A 20,258-nucleotide genomic window follows, 5' to 3' on the forward strand; every position below is an offset into this window, starting at 1 on the left:
TTATGAGGTGTTGATGGCTTATCTCAATTTTCGGGAGGTGTAATCATGGCGGTTAAAAATTTGTTGGCTGCGTTGATTGGTCTCTTGTTTGTCTTTGGCCCTCATTGGATTGATTTGACTCACGAAAGCGCCGTTATCACCAGTGTTGTCTTTGGTTCCCTTCAATTCATCGCGTCGCTTCTGGCTTTCATTTTCAAAGCATCGGGCTGGAATTCATGGCTGAACTGGATTTCGCTGCTGGCCGGCATTTGGTTTGTTATTTTTCCCTTCGCTTACTTAACGGGCCTGGGGGAATATGTCATCTACGTCGTACTTGGCATTACAAGCGTCATGCTGAATTATTATACGATGAATGAAGAATAAATAAATTTCCGTTATACTCCTTATAAAAACATTCTGATATACAATCGTCCCCGCTTCGTATATCGTAAGAATAGGCATCTATTCGAATGTAGGAGATGAGGAGTATGGCGCAATCTGAGCAAAGTCCATCAGTAAACGAGGTTTTTCTGCAAGAAAGCATTGAAGCGTTTCAAAGCATGAAGCAATTGGCCGACAAAGCGATGAAGCAAGTGGATGATTCCCAATATCACTGCCTCCTTGATAAGGAATCGAACTCTCTTGAAGTGATGATTCTTCATATGCACGGCAATATGCTGTCCCGCTGGACGGATTTCTTGACTTCCGACGGGGAAAAGCCTACAAGAGACCGGGACGGCGAATTCGAGCCCAAAGGCTTGGATCGTCCTGCGCTGATGGCGTTGTGGGAGCAGGGCTGGAGCGTATTATTCGATGCGCTTTCCGGGTTAAAGCCAGACGATCTGCTGCGCCAGGTTGCCATTCGCGGCGAAGCCCATACGGTCATCAAAGCGATCCAGCGTCAAGTATCCCACTACGGGTATCATGTCGGCCAAATCGTATTTTTAGCCAAGCACTTGAGCAGTGAGCATTGGCAGACGCTCAGCACTGCCCGCGGACAATCCAAAGCCTTCAAGCCGTGAAAAGCTCCTATAAGCCTGGCCTTTGGCTTCTAGGCTGATTCCGGTACATGCCGGGATTATCGGAATTGAAAGCCGGTCAGGTCCATCAAAATAATTGTTGTAAAAGCTGCAAATTCCAAGGGATTTGCGGCTTTTTTCTATATTCGGCAACCATGCAATAAAAAGGCCGTATGTAACATAATAAGAAAAAGGAGAGCTGCCCAAAATGAAACTACTTACCGTTCAGCAGGCTATTGCGAAGCTTCGTGAGCAGATTTCTATTCCCGATACGCACGAATTGGTTTCCAGCGGCATTTTTCGCAATTCTTCGCCTGAACAAGCCCCCTACTATAAGGTAGAGCTCGAGTGGAACAAGCAAGGCGAACCGAGGCTGGACGACAATATGCTCGTGAACCCGCACACGATTCGGGCCGAGCTGGATGCCCTGACCGGCCAGCTGGTTGCTTTTTACCGCCATGACGATAGAGAAAGCAATAAGGAACCGAAAGAAGAGCTCAGCGATGCTCAATATGAAGCCGTCTATCCCCATGTGCTTCAATGGATCCGCAAGCTGGATGCAAGAATCAACCCGGAGGAACTGGTTCTGCGCAATAAGACGGTAATTGGAGAAAAACGCTATGATTTCGTCTATGGAAGGCAGCATAACGGGATTCCGGTCAGCACTCAGCAGGCTCTTCATATCACATTGAACCGTTCCTTCGAGCTGCTTCATTACTGGTGCGTATGGGACGATTGCGAATTTGCGGACAGCAGCGAATACATCCCTATGGATATATTCAAGGAGCAGCTAGGGCCAGACCAGCTGACGCTCTGCTATTTGAATTTGTTTCATCCCTCGGATCACCCCTTCTATCTATGCAGGCATGATGTATTTGATGCAGTAACGGGGGAATTGGTTTATACGGATAAAAGCGATTTTATCGAAATTATCGATTTGGATACGTCTTTGCCGGAGCGCAATCAAACGGTTCATATCGTGCGCAAGCCCGTCTTTTCCGAGGCACATTATGATGAGTTAAAGCTGGAGGAGCATGTCACGGACGTGGATCTGGCGGCGCCGCATCCCTTCTACCCGCCTGTATCGGAGGAAGAAGCGGCCCGCGCTCTGGACATCGCCGTATCTTATCTCAAGCAATCCGTTTCGGAGGAGCCCTGGCAGTTCGCTTTTATTCATAAATCGGACGGCCGAATTGTAGAGAGCATGCAGGGAAATCAAATCAAGATCGAGATGCAGCGCTTCCTTCACGGGATTCCTATCATGGGCGGCAAGATCGGACTGATTATAGACCGGGACACCTGGAATATCTCTCATGTTATGGATGCTTTGAAGCTGTTCCAGGCCAGCCGCGGCGACGCGGATAAAGAAGCAAGAAGCAATCTCGGATGCTGTGAGCCTAAGATTGTAGCCGAAACCGCATGGGAGCTGCTATTTCCTCATATCGAGGCCAGGCTGTCCTACCGGCTGGCTGACAGGCATTCGCCCGAAGAGACCGTTAAAGCGTGTCTTGTCTACACACTGACGCATTTCGATTCGATTTGCGATGCCGTCACAGGGGAACGGGTCCATTTAACTTATTGAGCCGCCAAATGTACTGACGCCCCATTTATCGGGTAAGGGCATTGATCCAAGCACCGGGGCTCCCCCTTACATATACTTATTTTGGGAATAAGCAATACCCCCTTCCAAAACTAAGCATATGAGAGGAGAATTTCAAATGAGTGGTGTAGGTTTCGGATTTACTAGCGTAGGTGTTATCCTGGTTCTCTTTATCTTGTTGGTTATCGTAACCCGCGGTGTGCTTTACTAATCTATAAGGCCGTATTAAGACAGAACAACCTGCCTTTGTTGAATCAAGGGCAGGTTGTTCTTTATTTCATTATACCGTACCGTAAAGCCTGTCCTCCTTACTTGAAGGGGTACAGGCTTTCTCCTTGCACGGTATTATGCTTTGTTGGACTGAGCCCGCGCTCTGTCGCCTAGCGGCAAGAACGGAAGTTTTGCAGCGATCTTATTGTAAATCCCTATGCATAGCTTGGCCAGCGGCTCTGCGAAGCCGCGATATTTAACGACCAGCACGCTGGACAGCAGGGCAAGGATGATACCTCCGGCGATATCCGCAGGATAATGAACCCCTGTATACACGCGCCCGATGCCTGTGAGGCTGGCCAATACTATCATCAATATTCCCATCCGGCGCTTCAACAGCATGCATACCGTGAAGGCAATAGAGAACGTGAAGGTCGTATGGTCGCTTGGGAACGACGGGTCCGCGTCATGGGGAACCAGTTGATGCACCTGATGCTCTACGAATGGTCTCGGGTGGTCAACGATAGGTGAAATGATCCACCCGGCAACGAGAATTGCCAAGGCCGCTGACAGGCAGGCGTAGAATACTCCTTTTTGATTCACGCTGCGGCCGCTGATCCACAGCACAGCCAGAATGAGCAGCATAACCCAAACCAGATCGCGGGCACAGAACACCATCACGCTGTCCAGCCAGCCGCCCTGTCCCGCCCATTGATTAATAAATTGAAAAATCGCGTAGTTCAAAAGTAATCCCCCATCCAAATCAAGATGACGGGATCAGTATAAAGCATAAATCTTAATAATTTATTAATAATTCATTAAAAAACGTGTATCGCGGCAAACCATCATTTTCCCACCGTATCAATGGATGCTGCTTTTGTCAAAATTACCTCCCAGCACATCGGATACCTGCTGAATGGAAATAAAGGCTCTTTCGTCTATTTCCTGAACGAGTGCTTTCAATTTGCTCAGCTCCAGCCGCGTAACGACGCAATAGATCATTTGGGTATCCTCCTTGGAATATCCTCCCTTGGCGTAAATATACGTCGTATTGCGGCCCAGCCGCTTCATGATCGCATGGGAAATTTCCTCATATTCATTCGAGATGATCGTAACCGATTTGGATTCCTCCAGACCTTGAACGACAATATCCATGACCTTGGAAGCGATGTAATAGGTGAAAATGGAATACATAGCCGAGTCCCAGCCGAACACAAAGCCGGCCAATATAAAGATAAACACGTTGATGAACATGATGATCTGACCGACAGGCAATCTGAATTTTTCTGACAGCAGGATAGCCACAATCTCGGTGCCGTCCAGCGACCCGCCGAACCTCAGCACCAGACCGACTCCCAACCCGAGAATGAGCCCTCCGAACAAAACGGCCAATATTTTCTCGTTGGTAAAAGGCTCTACATGATGCAATAAAGCTGTGACTACGGACATCAAGGCAATCGCGTACAGCGTGGAGAACGCAAACGTCTTGCCGATCTGCTTATAGCCGACGACCAGGAAAGGAAGATTGATAAAGAAGATAAATAACCCTAACGGAAACGCCGTTAGTTTGGATAGCACGATGGAAATCCCGGTAATCCCCCCGTCGATAACATCGTTAGGCACCAGGAAAACCTCAAGGGCTACGGCCATCATCACCGCACCGATGGATATAAAAATGAAGGCCTTCAAAAATTCAAGCCAAGTTTTCTTTTTGTGCACCCGGTTGTTCATTTGCCCTACCCCGTTCTCTTTTTTAACCATAGCGTTCGCTTTTTTTTCGTAAAAAAACCAACTTTTTTTGAAGGAGGAACGGGTTCAAACCCTCATAGTCTACAACGTCAAAAAAACCGTACGTTCAACGCACGGCTCCTAACTTATTGCGAGGCTATGATTATATAAACGATGGCTTGCGGTTCATCACTTTTCCGCTGATGACGTGAACGTATTCCTTGTCGCCGCCTTCAACGGAAGGTCCGATAAAGACGCCCGCTTTGGCATCATGCTCTTCGCGAGCCGTACCCAAGTCGGCAGAGCCTGGAGCAGCCCACCGTCCCGCTGCGGATCCGTAAATCGAAGTCCGTTTAAACCCTGCGCTTCTGTTCATCTGAATCCCCTCCAACTAAGTGACTAATGGTTGCCAGCAGCTCTTCGTTATGATGGACGATCTCCGTAAGATCCTCCTTGGATAATACTTTCAGTCCCGAGATATGCACGGATAACACATGCTCTTTATCTAGAGGATAACATAGGACATACACCTCGGCAACCTCTTTCCGCCGCAAAAATTCCCAGGTGCTGTTCAAAAAGGCTTCCAGCACGTATATTTTCTTGTCGTTCTTCTTCTCCGCGTAGGTTTGGAACCGGTAAAACTTGCCTCTCCCCACATTCCCGCCCACTTGGCGAACGCCGTCATTCCCTTCCTTCTTCCAAATAGCCGCCCCGGTCACCCGAAACCCCTCGGGAGCGAGCAAGGAGTTGCGAACGGCCTCGCTGAAGGAATGGTACTTCTCCTCCGGATCGGCAGCCGTCACATTCCGATTATATTCCCAGAAGAAGTGAAGGATGCTTTGCTTCCTCTCGAGCTCGGCTTCCTTCTCCGCAAGAAGCTGGCAAGGATCGGTGAAGGTCTGCTCGTCCTCGATAGCCTTGGCAATGTAGCCGCAAGCGATATCGACTGCCGCCAAATAATTGCCGCGTACCGCTTCATGGTAAGTGAGCAGAGTTAACCCCTGCAAATCGGACAAAATATGAAAGTCCTTGATCGTCGTATCCCGGATGAGGTCATCCCGCTCCTGCACCGATCTCGGGACCAGGGCGAACACACGGCTGCGCCGCAGCTTTCCCCAGAACAGCCCCATCTCGAACAGCGTATTGTCCCGGGTAATAAATACGTATTGTCCGCGATAAAGAGCAACGTCGTCCGCCGCAAACACGAACACTCCGAAGTCGCTTAGATCCAGCTGCTGCTCCAACGCTTCCATCGTGTAGGAATTGGCCCCGAATGCCGTATACCATGGAGTCACCTGGGCCGAGCGGCTTAGGCTTTCGTGAACGGCCCGCGCATAATGTATCGCTTCCCTTGAGGAGCCGATGAACAGCTCCGGTTTTCGTTCTTGCCTCGATACCGACAACGGACACTTCCCCTTTTCAAGATCAATTCTCTAGTCTCCGGTAAACCGATCCCATGCTTGTATCTCTATTAGTGTAGCAAAATTTTCCTGTTCTGTTGATAGTCCCTTCGAAGTTTTTTTATCAAACAGCAGCGACACCAATTTCCATAAAATACACTTGCATAAAGAACATGTGTTCGGTATATAATAAGAATTAAACACGAATACATGTTCGCATTACGGTGGTGTCATTTATGAGTATCAATCCAAGAGTAGAAACCGAAGAAGATATTCAAATCATCAAGGAATACACCCTGCTGCCCATTCTGTTGGATATGCTGGCGAGAGATATCGAGGAGCTGAACCTGTACAAGGACAAAATTGTTTATAACCATGTGATTTTTTATCTCAGGGAAGTCGAAAGCTCCATTTATCCCGAGCTGCAAGCCCTTAAGAACAGGATGAGGGAGCGAAGCATCAAGGTGCTGCACACGGAGATGAATACACTTGGCATCGATGTGGAATATAAGGTCCGCGGTTACATCCATCATTTTAAAATGCTAAGAAGCCTGGTAAAAGCGGAGCTTATGACTACGCTTATGAATTTGCGGAGGCGGTTAAAATGATCACGAAGGGCGAGAGAACGATTTTTCTGGCGGACTGCCAGAGCTTCTATGCCAGTGTGGAAAAGGCGGACCATCCCGGGTGCAGGGATAAGCCCGTCGCTGTGGCCGGGGATCCGGCACGCCGTTCCGGCATCATCCTGGCGGCCTGTCCCATAGCCAAAAGCTATGGAGTCACTACCGCCGAACGGCTGGGCGAGGCGTTGAACAAATGCCCGCAGCTCGTGGTCATGCGTCCGCGCATGCAGCATTACATCGACGTCTCTCTCATGATCACGGAGATTTACAAGGAATACAGCGATCTGGTTGAAATTTTTTCAATCGACGAGCAGTTTCTGGACGTCTCCGGAAGTCTCGGGATCTGGGGAGATCCGCTGACGATAGCTCAATCCATCCAGCAGAAGGTGTTTCAGCAAACGGGAGTAAAAGTAAGAATCGGCATCAGCTCGAATAAAATACTGGCCAAAATCGCAACGGATATCTGGGCGAAGAAGAGCAATAGCGGCTTGTTCATCCTGCGCAAGGAGGAAATCGAAAATAAGCTTTGGCCTGAGCCGGTACAAAAAATGTTCGGCGTCGGGTCCCGCATGACGAAGCATCTCGCGCGGCTCGGGATGTTTACGATCGGCGATATCGCGCGAACCCCGCTCCCCCGCTTGAAGGAGAAATTCCGGGCGCGCTTCGGCAAGCAAAGCGATATTCACGCGGAGGTCATGTGGAGAACGGCGAACGGCCTGGATGACTCCCCCGTCACCCCCGGGACGTTCCATACGCCGCCCAAATCGGTAGGCCATATGATGACTCTGCCGAGAGATTATATCGAGAATAGCGAGGTAGAGACGATTCTGCTCGAGCTGACGGAGGAGGTCTGCCGCGACTGCCGGCGCAAAGGATACATGGGCGGAGTCGTATCGGTCAGCTGCATGTGCAGCCCCTACGAGGCTCCGACCGGATTCTCGAGACAAATGAAAATGCCTGATCCGACGAATAATACCAGTGCGGTCTTCGAGGCCGTCAAAACCTTGTTCTACCGTCATTGGGATAAGATGCCCGTACGCCGCCTCGGCGTCATGCTGAGCGGGTTAACGGACGATGAAGTATACCAGTTGACTTTATTCGAGGATCAACCGAAATTACGGGCACTGGACCGGGTCACCGATCAGATCAAGGAACGTTACGGCAGCGCGGCCATCGTAAGAGCGTCCTCAGTAACCGCCTCCGGGCAAGCGTTCGAGAGGGCACAAAAAATTGGAGGGCACTATAAATGAGCAAGAAACTCGAAGGGAACGGATTATGGGAATCAAGCCGCATGATGCTTCCGCAGCATAAAGAGCAGTCCCTTATTCGAAAAGACGCGCCGGCCCCGCCCCCCGAGCCGCCGACGAACAAGGAAATGGACATGATACGGGACTCCGTCCTGCTGCCCGTCGCGCTGCAAATTGTTGAAAAGAAGAGCATCGAAGTCGAGATGTCCACCCAGACATTGAAGCTCCTCTATTCCGCCGCCGCCAAAATATTAGCGAGACATATCCGCGAGGATGTCATGAAGAATAAGAGAGCTTTGCTGGAGCGGCACATTCAGGTATTTGAAGATACGAAGGACGACAACTCGCTGTGTTATCGGTACAGCTGCCGCGGCCGTGAAGACCGTTTCATTATGACAAAGGACTTTATCCGTTCGGAGATCAGCGTAAGAATCGGCCGCTATGCCAAAAGCCTGGTCGCAACGCTTCAGGAAGCCGCTAGCAGCCATAAAGTAAAATAGCCCCATTATAACGTCCAAAAGCCCGACGGAGCACTCGGCTGCTCACTTCGGGCTTTTCTCAATAAATTCGATAAGTTCGGGGCTTCGCAGCATCCCATGACGGGTCCGTCCCCGGCATTGGACGCGAGCCCTGATTTCAGGCGCAAGATGAACAGTATGCTCATCCTCCTTGACGGCAAGCTTGCCTGCCATCGAATGGAAAAGCTGCATCTGCTTTTCGTTCACACCCGACTCTATCAGTCCGACGGACTGCTTCGCACCATCCTCCTCGATACAGGCAAACAAGCCGAACGGCTCCTTCCGGTAACCCGAAATGACCACATCGACATATTGGTAATTGGGGATTCGGATCCAATCGTGCGATACCCTCGATACATAAGGGCTGTTTTTATGCTTGGCCATCATGCCCTGCATGGAGGAAGCAACGATAGATTGAAACAGCTCTTCTCCGTACGCTTCCGTCTGCGGAACGAGCTGAAACCGTTCGTTTTGCTGCAGCAGCGATTCCAAAAGCGCCCGCCGCTTGACTAAAGGCATAGGCCTCAGATCACGGCCCTTATGAAATAAGATATCCCAAATCATATACTGTGCTGGTCTTTGTAAAGAAAAAGCCTGAATCCGCTTCTTCTGCTTCAGCTGCATTCTTTCCATCGCCAATCCGGCATCGGCCATTCCACTGTCAGGATCTATACAGTACAGTCCCCCGTCCAGCACGACATCTCCCTCCAAGGGAATGCGGTGCAGCTCAGGGTACTGCTTGGTGCATTCAAGTCCGTCCGCCGTGAAGAGACGAGTCTCCTTCCCGCGCCTCGACAACATTATACGCTGCCCGTCGATCTTAGGCTCGAACACATAAGCCTGATCCGAAAAGGGGGTCTCCCGGCAATCCGCTAGCATCGGCGAGATAAACATACTCATCACCCACAATCATTTTAACATGAGCGGAGTGATGAATAATTAGGGAAAAGATGGGGAATCTAAAATTACCCTAACATGGAAGGAATGATGATTAATGGCACGTGGACAATCCAGAAGCAGCAACCAGATTATCGTACAGCAATCTGCAGGTGCTCTAGAGCAATTAAAGTATGAGGTAGCGCAAGAATTAGGCATTCAAATTCCGCAGGACGGCTATTACGGCTACATGGCTACCCGCGATACCGGTGCGATCGGTGGTCATATGGTTCGCCGCTTGGTGCAGATTGCCGAGCAGCAGCTTTCCTCCGCCTCCGGCGTGCGCTTTCAATAGGATCGGCATAACCCATCTTCAATGATGGGTTGAGTCTATTGAAAACCTGTAGAGCTTAAACTACTGCCGATATATTCCGGTGGGATATCCCCCTCCAGCCGCTGTTGAAACCCGTGAAATGTCATTATATTTAGCAGTATTTTCACGGGTTTCAAAGGCGGACGTAAACTCCTCCGAGGCACATCCCACCTCCATATGCAGCATAGTTCACGCAAAAGTTTTTCAACAACCTGCCCCATCACCAATAATGGGGTATTTTTTTTGGGATAATGACAGGGTCGGTGGCGGAGCTATCGACCCTGTCCGCTTTTGGTTGAGCTGGCCGTAAAAACGGAAAAAGCCATCCCGCGGTCTGAAAGCCGCGGAACAGCTTCTTCGTGGAGCATTGTTAGTTAATGAATTGGAGGTACTGCAGCATACGTTTCAGCGCAGCTGCCGCTTGCGCGCGAGTCGCTTTGTCCTGCGGCGCAAACTCCTTATTGGACATTCCTTGGATAATGCCTGCACTCAGAGCCTGAGCAGCAGCATCCTTAGACCAGTCGCCGATGCTTGCACGGTCAGCGAATGAATCCAGTACTGCTTTGTCCAGCTTCACTTCTTTGCCGCCGACTTTGAGCGCTCTAACCAGCATGGTGACCATTTGCTCGCGAGTGATGTTATCGTTCGGCTTGAAGGTGCCGTCCTCAAAACCGGTAATTAACCCTGCCTTGTAGGCTGTACCTACATCTCCCGCGAACCAGTCGCTCGATTGTACATCGCGGAACCCGTCCGCTTGTACTTCGGCTAATCCAAGAGAGCGAACCAGCAAAGCAGCAAATTCAGCACGGGTAATGTTCGCATCCGGCGTAAACAGCTGGTCGGTTGTGCCGTTCACGATCCGCTTGTTCGCCAGAAGCTCTACATCCGCCTTGGCCCAATGCCCTTGCAAATCCGTAAACGATGTATCCGATTGAATGACCGTGTAAATGCTGTTATGCGGCGAACGAATCGTGATGTCCGATGAACCGTTGTTCGTCGTGATGACGGCGGGTACGAAATGCATCCGGTTGTTCGAATCGAACCAGACAGCCGTTATCTTGCTTGGATCTACAGCGGTTCCCAGGCCGAAGGTGCGATTGACATACATACCGCCAAAATCGGATAATTCGTTCCCGTTAACGGCGATCCTAAACTCGATCGGATTCGAAATCAGTTGCTTCGCGTTCAAGCTTTTCACCACCGCGGCAATATCATCCCCGGCTTTACCGGAAAATTTAGAGATGGTGACCGTGACAACTGCATCCTTAGGAATATGCTTGAGCACACTTACAGGCAGCTCATAAGTAACTCCATTAGCTTGAATCCGAATAATCGCATTGCTTTGCTTACCGATAGCGTTCAGAATAGCATTTCCCGGCAGCTCCACTTTCACTGTCGACTCGCTGTCCTTCACATCGATCGTAACAAGCGCGTTGGATAAAGCTTTTTCCAGCTTGTCGGCGTCAACGGTCACTTTCGTTACCGGCTTGCCATCTGCCGTTGTTTCTTTGGTCACTTTCGCATCTTTGGAAAGGTCGATAGTGCCTGCATGGCTGCCAGAATCCGATGGCGCAGCAGTACCGCCGGAACCGGATGACGAACCACCTGACGACCCGCCGCCAGGACGTGATCCCGAGCTGGGTGGAACGGTTCTAAATGTAACCGTAGGGCCGTAAACGCTTCGGGTTCCATCCGAATCCACTGCCTGGATTGCATAAGTATAGCTGGTGTTTGGCAGCAAGCCTATCAAATCATAGGTCAGAACATTGCCTAACGACGCAACCTCGGTGTAGGTTGACCCTATAACGTTATATACTTTATACCCGCTTATTCCTCTGCCCGCTTCGGCTGCCGTCCATTTTAATGTTGCCGTTCTTGGTGTCACAACGGAAACAGTGAGGCTGGAATTAGCCGGCCATACCGGCTGAGTTACCGTAACATTCGCCAACGCTTTATACGTTGTACTGGTTACCGTACCCTCTACGGTGAAGCTGCCAGCAGACGCGTACTTCGTTGGATCGATAGGATCCCACGTTACTCCTAGCTGACGGGTCGTGTTATCACTGTACACCGCAGTAACCACTGTTGGCATTACCGGTGCTGTTCCCGCTTTGGTCGTTACGCTGACCGGCGTGATGCTTACAATTACTGGGCCCGGAGCATCCACTGCCATTACCGTAACATTCGCCAGCGCTTTATACGTTGTACCGGTTACCGTACCTTGAACCGTAAAGCTGCCTGCTGATGCGTACTTCGACGGATCAATAGGATCCCATGTTACTCCTAGCAGACGGGTTGTGTTATCGCTGTACACCGCAGTAACCACCGTTGGCATTACCGGGGCTGTTCCCGCTTTGGTCGTCACGTTTTCGGGATTAATCCCTATGACCACTGGAAGCACTTGCGAATCTGTCGGGAAAGCAGGTGCTGAAATCATAAATTTACGGGAATACGGGTCTGTTCCCTTGGATCTCACTGCAATCTTGGACATATCTGTTAAGGCAGCCGGTAAAGTATAGCTTGCTGTGTCTTTCGGCAGGTCAGCAAGTACCTTGGTTCCATCATAGACGGCATACCCTTCACTTAACGGATTTGCATCCCACTTCAAAACTTTAGCTGTAGGATCCAGCATTAGGTTTTGCGGAGGCGTTGGGGCATTAAACACTTGAACCTGCGTCAGGCGCGGAGGTCCTGTAAGATCGGCTCCTGCATTGCCGCCCGATGCATTCTCTACCGTCACTTTGATATACCTGGAATGATAAGTCTTGCCCAGGTCGATCGGGTACGAGCTATCGTCCGTATCCGTACCGCCGCTAGTATTGCCACTAGCATACGTATACCCCTGAGCCGTCTTTTTATCCACTTGCTTAAAGGTCATGGAGTCAAACTCGGCGGCTGAAGCATGATTTGATGTATCATCGGATACGTAAACCGTTGCACCTTTTAACCGGGTCGACTTGGCAAACAAACGGATTTGGCTGAAATCCATAGCCTGGCCTAGATCTATAACGAAGCTGCCTTTTTTGTCCCCATCCGTACCAAGCCATGAATAGTTCCCGATCTGATCGAGGCTTGTCACGTTGGTTACATTCCATTTTGTTGGGTCCTGCAGCACGCTGTTAGTCAGTTTATTGGCATTCCCGTACTCATTGGCCGCAGCAGATTGCTTCTGAATCGTATTGCCGGTGACCGGGCCCACATTGTATGCTTTTTTATTCAGCGCAAGGTTAACGGACGAAATCCCGGACGCCACCTTGCTTATAGTAATATCAGCCACTTGAAGCTGAACGTCAAAAGCTGAGTTATTGCCTCCATTGGAGCTTCGGTAAATTCCCCACTTCGGACGCAAATATTGATCAAACGCAGCCGGATATTCGGTCTCAAAGCTGCTGCCTCTTTGCGGTCTTCTCCACAAATCCTTCACGCCGTCGCTCGCACCTTGATTGGAGAACACTTGATACACATCCGGACTGTCATAAGTATACACTTTGCCGGTTACCGTGTCCGTGATCTTAATGGTGAGCCATCCGGTATCCGATATCAGCGCATTTAGCTCCACCTTAATCCTGTGGCCGTCAAGCTCACTTAACGGAATGGTCAGAAGGTTCTTATCGCCGTCGTACCGGTTATGATTCACCACAAGGTTTCTCTTTGTGGTTCCGGAGATCGACATAGCCAGAATATAAGCGCCGTTCTCATCGCTGGTGTTCCCCCCCGGCAATGTATTGGTCGCTTGTGCATTCGTAGCCTTCAGCTGGAAAATATGCCGGAAGCCAGACTGATTCCACTGATTGCCGTCCGGTATATTCCAGAGCCAGCTGTAGGAAACGATATCACCCTCATAGGCCGTAAAATCATGAGTCGAATCTTCGCTTGGCCGAATTTCAACTCGCTGCCTGTCGTTGATCGCCGCGCCGTAAACAACGTAGCCTATGCTTGGGTCAAACACACCTTTATGGCCGTATTCACCATCCCGGACCTTATCGGCGAATTCGTTATTTACCCCTCTGCCATATTCAAAAAGCTTGAATACATTCTTCTTCAGCGTATCGTCCCAAACGCTTGTAATATGGTCGTCTGCTGCGGTTGCCCGGGGCAGATCGCCGTAATAATGATGGTAAGCGTCCCTGATTCTCTTGGTCACGCCTTCTACCGGTTCATCGGTACCCATTGCCCCTCCCAATACATTGTAAGGAGACACGCCTTCGATGGCATTCATCTTGATTGTATTGGCATTTTCACCATATCCGCGGGCCGTCACATCAAGTGCGAAAATGGATGGGGAGCCGGTATTGAAAGCAAATGTAAATTCATTTGTGCCGAGAGGCAGCTTCGCAAGATAAGGAGCGGCAAACGTGACCGTATTTCCGGATAGCGTATAATCCGTACCTTTGACAAGCGCCGTTCCGCCCTTCGTAATCCCCGTCAGCGCCTGTCCGCCGGCAAGACTTATCGTCGTTGAGACTGCAGCAGCTTGATCCCAGGTGCTGTAAGTATCCTTGGCAGGCACTAGAGCCGTTGCATTGGCAATAGGGTCTTTGCCGTAAATAGCCAGGGCGGACAGCCCCATCATCGAGTCTTGATCCGTAGACTTGCTGCGGGACCCGGCCAGAATCGTGTTGACCATGACATACCGGGCTGTGAACGGATACAGGAATGTCTTCGTATCATAGCCCCATTGCTGCCCGCCATACGTTACGTAAGACCACAGCCCTTCAGTCTCCGTACCGCCGGCCAATGTCCAGCCGTTGGCCTGCCAGTCGTAATTGTTGGCCGTATCTGAAGCCGTCGGCGCACTTTCCCAGGATGCAGGATCATTGGAGTAGTACACCTCAAACCTGGTCGCATTGCTTTGGATGTTGGGGATGCTGTTCGGTATTTCCAGGTACAATTTATCAATCGTTTTGGGAGCGCCCAGGTCCAGCGCCAAAGCCAAGGAGGAAGGCGAGTAATCGCTCTTATACACTTTAGAGCTTGAATTACGCCAGTAGCCGCTGCCATCCGCCTTCAAAGCGTCCGCTCCCGGATGCTCCGGCGCTTCCGAGCTTACTTTAAGATTCACCCCTGCTTGCGGGGTAAAGCGTGTCTTGTCCAGCAGGTTCAATGAGCCCGTTGCTGTCGGAATATCTGCGGCATTCATGACCGTCACGGTGCTGGTTTGCCTCAGGTTCCCCTTACTTGCAGTAATCAGCGCTGTACCTTCACTTATCCCAGTTACGACGCCGTTTGCATCTACCGATGCTGCCGCCGTATTATTGGACAGCCATGTGATCGACTTATCCGGTGTACTTTCAGGCAGAACTACGGTCCTAAGTGTCTCTTGTTTGCCGATGGCAAGGTTCAGCCTTGTCTTGCTAATGGACAAAGAGCTTTCGGACGATGCTGATGGTTCTCCGAATACGCGGAATTCATTGCTTTTGATTCCTCCGGCTCCTGCTTTTAGAGTGACGTCGGATACAAGCAGTACATATTGAGCCCCAACCGGCGCCATCAAAGTTTGATCTATTTTTCGATTATTACTAGGTGAAGGGGGTGTACTTTGCCCTAATTCAGAGATGGGAATCCAGGAGCCCCCATGTGCCGTTTCAAGCGGTTTTCTCGTTGCGCTCGAGGATGTCGAGAGGGTGCCGCCCTCCACAAGCTCCGTATAAGCAGCAGCATCATTGGTATAGTAGACCTGGTAATTTTTCAGCAGGTTGCTATTGCTGCCCCATTCGATTTGGATTTTGCTGATATCGATTTTCTTTTCCAGCTTGACAGCCGCCCAGTATTGATAGGTTTCTGCCGCTGAAGCTCCCAATGAGCTATGGGCTTGCCAGGAGGTATCTGATTTGTCGTCAATAAAGTTGTTCTTGGTGCCGCTGCTCTGGCTGACGACCTTGAGTTCCGCACCAGGGGTCATCGCCCAGTTCTTATAGCCCGTATTAACGTTAACCTCAACATAAGGCTGAATGTCTTTGGGGTTCGTGATCCCCGTCCCGTCAAATTGGCCCGTAATTTTATAGCTGCCCATTGCATTAGGATCATAACCGGCTGGGCTCCAGTTGACATTCACCTTCTCGATCTTCCCTGTGCTTAAGGTAACATCAAGCTGGGAAGGCAAGCCTAAGCTATTGAAGGCCGTTCCTACGGTGGTTGTAATAGCCGCAGGTCTCGCCCAAGCTGCAATCTCCTTAGGCTGCGCCTTTGGGTCCCATCCGTCAGGGAAAACATAGCTGTTACTGTCCCGTTTGATCAAATGCACGTCAGCCAAATACATCGTAGCCGCCTGGAATTCATCAGCGTACGCCGCATCTCCCGCACCATTGTACATCCCGCGGTACAGCCCCCATTTGGAACGGTTTTGCTGTCCCGCTACCATGGGCTGGTCCCCTCTTTCGAGTCTGCCCGTAGCCGGATTCTTCTCTTCAGGGCGGCGCAGCGTTTCGGCTGTCATCCCGCCTTCGAACAGCACTTCGTTGGATTCCAGATCCACCAGCTTGCCATAGACGTAGCCTTTATCCGCGGATAAAATCGTCACCTCAAAATCAAGCCAGCGGTCAACCACCTTGTCAAAAGGAATGGTGAACAACGGTTTGATTCTGTCTGCAGCCGTACCGTCCGGATTGTTGCGGAATTCCAGCTGTCCCTTGCCGCCGCTTGAAACAAGCGTAAGGGTTGTGATCGGCTGGCCGGCTTCATCGCCTGAGATCGCTTTCAATTGAAAGATGTGCCAGAAACGATGGGGATTGATAAAATCACCGGCTTTATAATTCGTTACGTCCTGCTGGAACCTTAACGTTTCCGATGGAAGCATCAGTCTCCAGTGGTGGGTCATAATGTCCCCGCCTACGCTGTTAGCATCGATATTGGATGCCGCTGTATTGCTCTTAATCTCCAGCCTCTGGCGGTCGCTGCCTACGGCTCCGCGATCCCCATCATCCCGGCTCACGCCCTCCGGGGTTTTAAAAGGTAAAAATTCGTGATAACGCAAAATATCGGAGTTGAGCTTCCCGGTCCCCGGTATATTAGCAATGCCATATTTTGCGAGCGCATTCGCATCATTTTTGCCAATGGTCTGCAAATACATATTATCTCCGATCCAGGATTCATCTACTGTCGAAGCCGCCGGATAATCGCCGGAACGATCGTAGAAGGACTCATTCCAGTTTTTCCCGCTGTAAGAGGAGGCGGCGCCTGGGCCCTCTATGGAGCCGGTCGTACTGCCATTGCCGATTTTCGATGCACCCATCACATCCCAGGCATTTTCTCCCCTATGGATGTTAAGAGGCAAATACTTGTCGTTAGGTCCCATAGGCCCGGCGATGGCTGGAATACTGCTATCCACCGTTACCGTGATGGTGTATGTTTTGCTGTTGCTGCTATCATTTTTATTCGTAAGGACCAAATAAAAATTCGTTGGCCCGCTTGCGGACAATTGGTCCAGCTTGGCATCGTTTTTGTTGGAGGTAAAAGCGATAGCCGTTGTTCCGTCGGCTCTATAAAGCGCCGCGCTTGCTCCCGGGTTGGTCGTTATATTCAGCATTTGGGACAAGGTGCCGTAGGGCAATGAGATATCGATAGTTGCCATGTTCAGATTAACGTTAACATCAACAGGTTTATTCACCTGCACATCCAATAACCCCAAGCTGTCCCCTTCCGCCGCGTGAACCGTGGATACAGGGATAAAGGGTGCCGGAAAAAGGGAAATGACGAGAGTAATAATCAATATTAAGGTTAATACTCTGTTAGCGGCATGCTGCCTAAGCATCTGCAAAAGCCTCCTTTACGAAATCGGTAAAGCCTAGTGTAAATTTCTTAACTTCATAATGGAACGTTAGAATATCTTGCACGGGATTATGGACAAAGTATCTGCTCTGTCAGTGGATAAAAGGAGTAAAGAGTACAGGGTTGACCGCTTAGTGATTGAACTCCAGATTATAGAATTCAAGGGGATGCAAGCAGAAAAACAGCCATAAATTTCGGGGCTGTCAGAAGACATCAGACGGGCCGGCTTGTGGATGTCGTTAAAAGAATAATGATCGGATTCGCGGCAATGAAGCCGTGCAGTTCTTTGGTGGTATGCACTGTAAATCAATAATTATATCAGGCTTGTCCGTCATTCGCGCCTCATGGCTCTCCCTCCTTAAAGGTAAAACATGCTATCCATAATTTCTATTTTACTCCTGCCTGTGAACAAAACTATGGATAAATCCCATCTTCATATGGACAAATGAAGGGAAAATAACAGCGCTTTCATTTTTACATGAAAAGAAAAAGGACCCTCGCGGGCCCTTCTAACGGTGAATTGATTTTTGGTACTAATGTCTTGAACCTCTTTTGAACCTTAGGTCTACCACTTTAACACTAATGCAGTATGGGGTACTACAATAACGTCTCTGCGGCACATCCCCTCGCTTCTATTTAGATTCTAACAGCTTCCCCGGCATTTCTCGTTGATCGTTCAACGGAACCACACCTCTCTTTTCACCGTCGACCATAGCATGCCCCTATTGGAGGCCATTATGCATGAACTTGAAAAAGATCTTTACTGCTGTTGATCTTGACCTTGACCCTGACCTTGTCCTTGCCCTTGACCGCCTTGGGATTGCTGCTGCAAAGCCTGTTCAGCCTGCTTAAGCTCTTCAGACGATTGCTGGAGCTGCTGCTGAATTTGCTGAATTTGAACCTCTTGCGTAATTTGTTTCGTTTGCTCGGCAATTTGATCCGCCTGAGCAGCCGCATGCTGAACCGCTTGTTGAAGCTGCTGCTGAGAGTCACCTTGGCCTGACTGCTGTCCCGAGCCTTGCCCGGCATTTTGCTGCTGATTTTGTCCCGGCATGACGTTCACCTCCTATAAGTTTCCTTATAAGGATTTGTCAAATATACGCCATCTATTCGCATGTAAAATCGGCATGACAAAAAACCTCAACGATATTTAACCTACGGGGTCAAACGTCCATACGCCAAGGGGGTCCCAAGCATAACTTAATTTCGGGGCTATCAATTAAGGCTCACTTCAAAAATAGCATGAAGGGAGATTTGAAACATGAGTGGACTCGTAGGTGGAGCAGGCTGTGGCGTAGGCGGCGTAGGCGGCGTATTTACAAGCGTTGGCGTTATTCTGGTTCTGTTCATTTTGTTGGTTATCGTTACTCGCGGCTGCTTGTACTAATATTTAAAAACAAACCCGCGTCCTATCAGGGACAGCGGGTTTTTATTTGGCTGGAAGGTTGGATTATTCCGCCGCTTCCGCTGCGGTCTCTGCTGCAGGTTCCGCTTCGGAGATCGTATGGAACGGCGCGGCAATGACTTCATCGGCACGGGTCAGCACATGAACCCCTTCCGGAATGTCCAAATCCTTGACGAAGATAGCCTTACCTTCCCGTATCGGCGTCAAATCAAGGGCAATGGCCTCCGGTATTTGGCCGGGCAGGCAATCGACATGAATTTCATGAAGAAACATTTGATAAGGAATCATTTTACCGTCCGGGTCCGGAATCGGTTCAATACGAACATGCACCTTAACCCGTTCGTTCAATTGAATTTGATGCAGGTCGACCGCCAGAATGCGGTGATGAATCGGATCACGATCGACGGCATGTATGACGGCCAGCTTGTTAAGGCCAGGCGCCTCCAGCTCAATAAGCGCATTAGGATAATGAAGCGCCTTTAGCAAAGCCTTCTCATCCAATGCAATGGAGACAGGCTCCGTCATTTTCCCGTATACGACTCCAGGAACCTTCTTTTCCTCACGCAGCTTGCGTATGGCAGATCTGGTTGTTGTTTGACGCAATTCCGCTTGCAGTTGTAATTTCATCGATATGTCCTCCCCTATGGTGTCAGGGCGAACACCTCTAGCCAGATTTGAGTTGTCACTTCCTTATGATTGAATTGGGGAAATCCCGGAGGTGTTCTCCCTGGCTTGATCTTGTCCTCATTATTTTACCATTGTTGGCTCCGGCAGTCAGAACGCTCGTTCCGCAAAATCAGCGATCCTTTCGTAAAATGAACGATAATCTCCAATCATTGAAGGCTGCTCCACCCTTTTTGTCCATTTCCTCAAAGTTGGAACGCTTTGCCGGGAGCATAAGTACAAAGGATTTATTTTCCATAGCTGCATAAGCTCCAATTGCCGTTGACAAGTCATATCTGTCCGCCTCTATTAATAGACTACTTTGTACCTGACTATTAGGAACGGAGGGTTGTCCGTGCAATATTATTATGGAGATAAAATGCCGCTGCGCATTTTGGACGAGGGAGAATTCTGGAAGCTGCAGGAGACGGAGCATACCGATGTTATTCGGGCACTGGTTCCCGACCTGGAGCAGCCGTTCGTTGAAGCCTTGCAGGAATGGGAGCAAGCGCTGGCACAAACCCAAGCGAGGTTCGTGCGCTACATAGAGCTGGTCGGAAGGACGGGCCACCAGGTCAGCGGAGAGGTGTATAAGCAAATTATGGAGTTGGTTCAGTTTGCGCTTCATCAAAGCGAGCAATTCATTCAATTACTTAACCAGCTTGGCAGCGGAAGTGCGGCCATGAGGAAAAATCCGACGGCTATTACCGTATTAAACCATATCCGGCGAGAATCCGAATACTTTATCGGCATCGCTCAAGCGCTGCTCTCCAGGGAGCAGAGTTATTAGTCTAATGATCCGGCAGTCTGCCTCATCTTCTTATAATTCCTGCCTCTATCGTTTGCGTTC

At 50.0% G+C, this 20,258-nt stretch carries 17 protein-coding genes; 9 read left to right on the forward strand and 8 right to left on the reverse strand.

Annotated features, from left to right (window positions below):
• The first annotated feature begins 45 nt into the window (after window positions 1-45).
• From GGC63_RS03060 to GGC63_RS03070, 3 genes are all read left to right on the forward strand, one after another.
• Complete coding sequence (locus GGC63_RS03060; protein ID WP_079908511.1) at window positions 46-363, forward strand: hypothetical protein; 318 nt, start codon at window positions 46-48, stop codon at window positions 361-363.
• A 104-nt stretch (window positions 364-467) separates the two neighbouring features.
• Window positions 468-1,001: a DUF1572 family protein gene (locus tag GGC63_RS03065; RefSeq protein ID WP_192701047.1), complete on the forward strand. Its 534-nt coding sequence runs from the start codon at window positions 468-470 to the stop codon at window positions 999-1,001.
• Window positions 1,002-1,206: 205 nt separating this feature from the next.
• Window positions 1,207-2,580 carry a YcdB/YcdC domain-containing protein gene (locus GGC63_RS03070; protein ID WP_192701048.1) on the forward strand — a complete coding sequence of 458 codons (1,374 nt, stop codon included), beginning with the start codon at window positions 1,207-1,209 and terminating at the stop codon, window positions 2,578-2,580.
• Between the two features lie 363 nt (window positions 2,581-2,943).
• On the opposite strand, the gene GGC63_RS03075 is transcribed toward GGC63_RS03070, so the two are convergent.
• The 4 genes from GGC63_RS03075 to GGC63_RS03090 form a co-directional block, all read right to left on the reverse strand.
• Window positions 2,944-3,552, reverse strand: coding sequence for an undecaprenyl-diphosphatase (locus GGC63_RS03075; protein WP_192701049.1), 609 nt, complete (start codon window positions 3,550-3,552; stop codon window positions 2,944-2,946).
• Between the two features lie 117 nt (window positions 3,553-3,669).
• Entirely contained in the window at window positions 3,670-4,569 is a 900-nt protein-coding gene (locus tag GGC63_RS03080) for a YitT family protein (RefSeq protein ID WP_412973842.1), read from the reverse strand.
• Between the two features lie 130 nt (window positions 4,570-4,699).
• Entirely contained in the window at window positions 4,700-4,912 is a 213-nt protein-coding gene (locus GGC63_RS03085; protein ID WP_079908507.1) for a hypothetical protein, read from the reverse strand.
• Entirely contained in the window at window positions 4,890-5,939 is a 1,050-nt protein-coding gene (locus GGC63_RS03090; protein WP_192701050.1) for a TIR domain-containing protein, read from the reverse strand. The genes GGC63_RS03085 and GGC63_RS03090 overlap by 23 nt, the downstream gene beginning before the upstream one ends.
• 233 nt (window positions 5,940-6,172) lie before the next feature.
• On the opposite strand from GGC63_RS03090, the gene GGC63_RS03095 reads away from it, so the two are divergent.
• Genes GGC63_RS03095 through GGC63_RS03105 form a run of 3 tightly spaced genes read left to right on the forward strand, consistent with a single transcriptional unit; the run spans window position 6,173 to window position 8,306 of the window.
• Window positions 6,173-6,544 (forward strand): hypothetical protein, encoded by a 372-nt coding sequence (locus tag GGC63_RS03095; RefSeq protein ID WP_192701051.1) that lies wholly within the window; start codon window positions 6,173-6,175, stop codon window positions 6,542-6,544.
• A complete protein-coding gene (locus GGC63_RS03100) occupies window positions 6,541-7,809 on the forward strand; it encodes a DNA polymerase IV (RefSeq protein ID WP_192701052.1) in 1,269 nt (422 codons plus the stop codon). The genes GGC63_RS03095 and GGC63_RS03100 overlap by 4 nt, the downstream gene beginning before the upstream one ends.
• On the forward strand, window positions 7,806-8,306 hold the full coding sequence (locus tag GGC63_RS03105; protein ID WP_079908503.1) for a hypothetical protein: 501 nt from the start codon (window positions 7,806-7,808) through the stop codon (window positions 8,304-8,306). Before GGC63_RS03100 ends, GGC63_RS03105 begins: the two co-directional genes overlap by 4 nt.
• Before the next feature lie 42 nt (window positions 8,307-8,348).
• Here GGC63_RS03105 and GGC63_RS03110 read toward each other — a convergent pair whose 3' ends face one another.
• Window positions 8,349-9,224 (reverse strand): ATP-dependent DNA ligase, encoded by an 876-nt coding sequence (locus tag GGC63_RS03110; RefSeq protein WP_192701053.1) that lies wholly within the window; start codon window positions 9,222-9,224, stop codon window positions 8,349-8,351.
• Between the two features lie 94 nt (window positions 9,225-9,318).
• On the opposite strand from GGC63_RS03110, the gene GGC63_RS03115 reads away from it, so the two are divergent.
• The gene (locus tag GGC63_RS03115; RefSeq protein WP_079908501.1) at window positions 9,319-9,555 is read left to right on the forward strand and encodes an alpha/beta-type small acid-soluble spore protein; all 237 of its coding nucleotides are present in this window, start codon (window positions 9,319-9,321) and stop codon (window positions 9,553-9,555) included.
• Between the two features lie 388 nt (window positions 9,556-9,943).
• Here GGC63_RS03115 and GGC63_RS03120 read toward each other — a convergent pair whose 3' ends face one another.
• Together GGC63_RS03120 and GGC63_RS03125 are read right to left on the reverse strand one after the other, a co-directional pair.
• On the reverse strand, window positions 9,944-17,323 hold the full coding sequence (locus tag GGC63_RS03120) for an S-layer homology domain-containing protein (protein WP_192701054.1): 7,380 nt from the start codon (window positions 17,321-17,323) through the stop codon (window positions 9,944-9,946).
• Window positions 17,324-18,100: 777 nt separating this feature from the next.
• Window positions 18,101-18,394, reverse strand: a complete 294-nt coding sequence (locus GGC63_RS03125) for a hypothetical protein (protein ID WP_192701055.1) — start codon at window positions 18,392-18,394, stop codon at window positions 18,101-18,103.
• 207 nt (window positions 18,395-18,601) lie between these two features.
• Here GGC63_RS03125 and GGC63_RS34835 point away from each other — a divergent pair, with 207 nt between their 5' ends.
• A complete protein-coding gene (locus GGC63_RS34835; RefSeq protein ID WP_264082002.1) occupies window positions 18,602-18,727 on the forward strand; it encodes a hypothetical protein in 126 nt (41 codons plus the stop codon).
• 63 nt (window positions 18,728-18,790) lie between these two features.
• Here GGC63_RS34835 and GGC63_RS03130 read toward each other — a convergent pair whose 3' ends face one another.
• On the reverse strand, window positions 18,791-19,372 hold the full coding sequence (locus GGC63_RS03130; RefSeq protein ID WP_192701056.1) for a 50S ribosomal protein L25: 582 nt from the start codon (window positions 19,370-19,372) through the stop codon (window positions 18,791-18,793).
• Window positions 19,373-19,763: 391 nt separating this feature from the next.
• Between GGC63_RS03130 and GGC63_RS03135 the strand changes: the two genes are divergently transcribed.
• Complete coding sequence (locus tag GGC63_RS03135) at window positions 19,764-20,198, forward strand: DUF2935 domain-containing protein (RefSeq protein ID WP_079908497.1); 435 nt, start codon at window positions 19,764-19,766, stop codon at window positions 20,196-20,198.
• The last annotated feature ends 60 nt before the right edge of the window (window positions 20,199-20,258 follow it).

The sequence above is a fragment of the Paenibacillus sp. OAS669 genome (assembly GCF_014873645.1).
GTDB lineage: Bacteria > Bacillota > Bacilli > Paenibacillales > NBRC-103111 > Paenibacillus_S > Paenibacillus_S vulneris.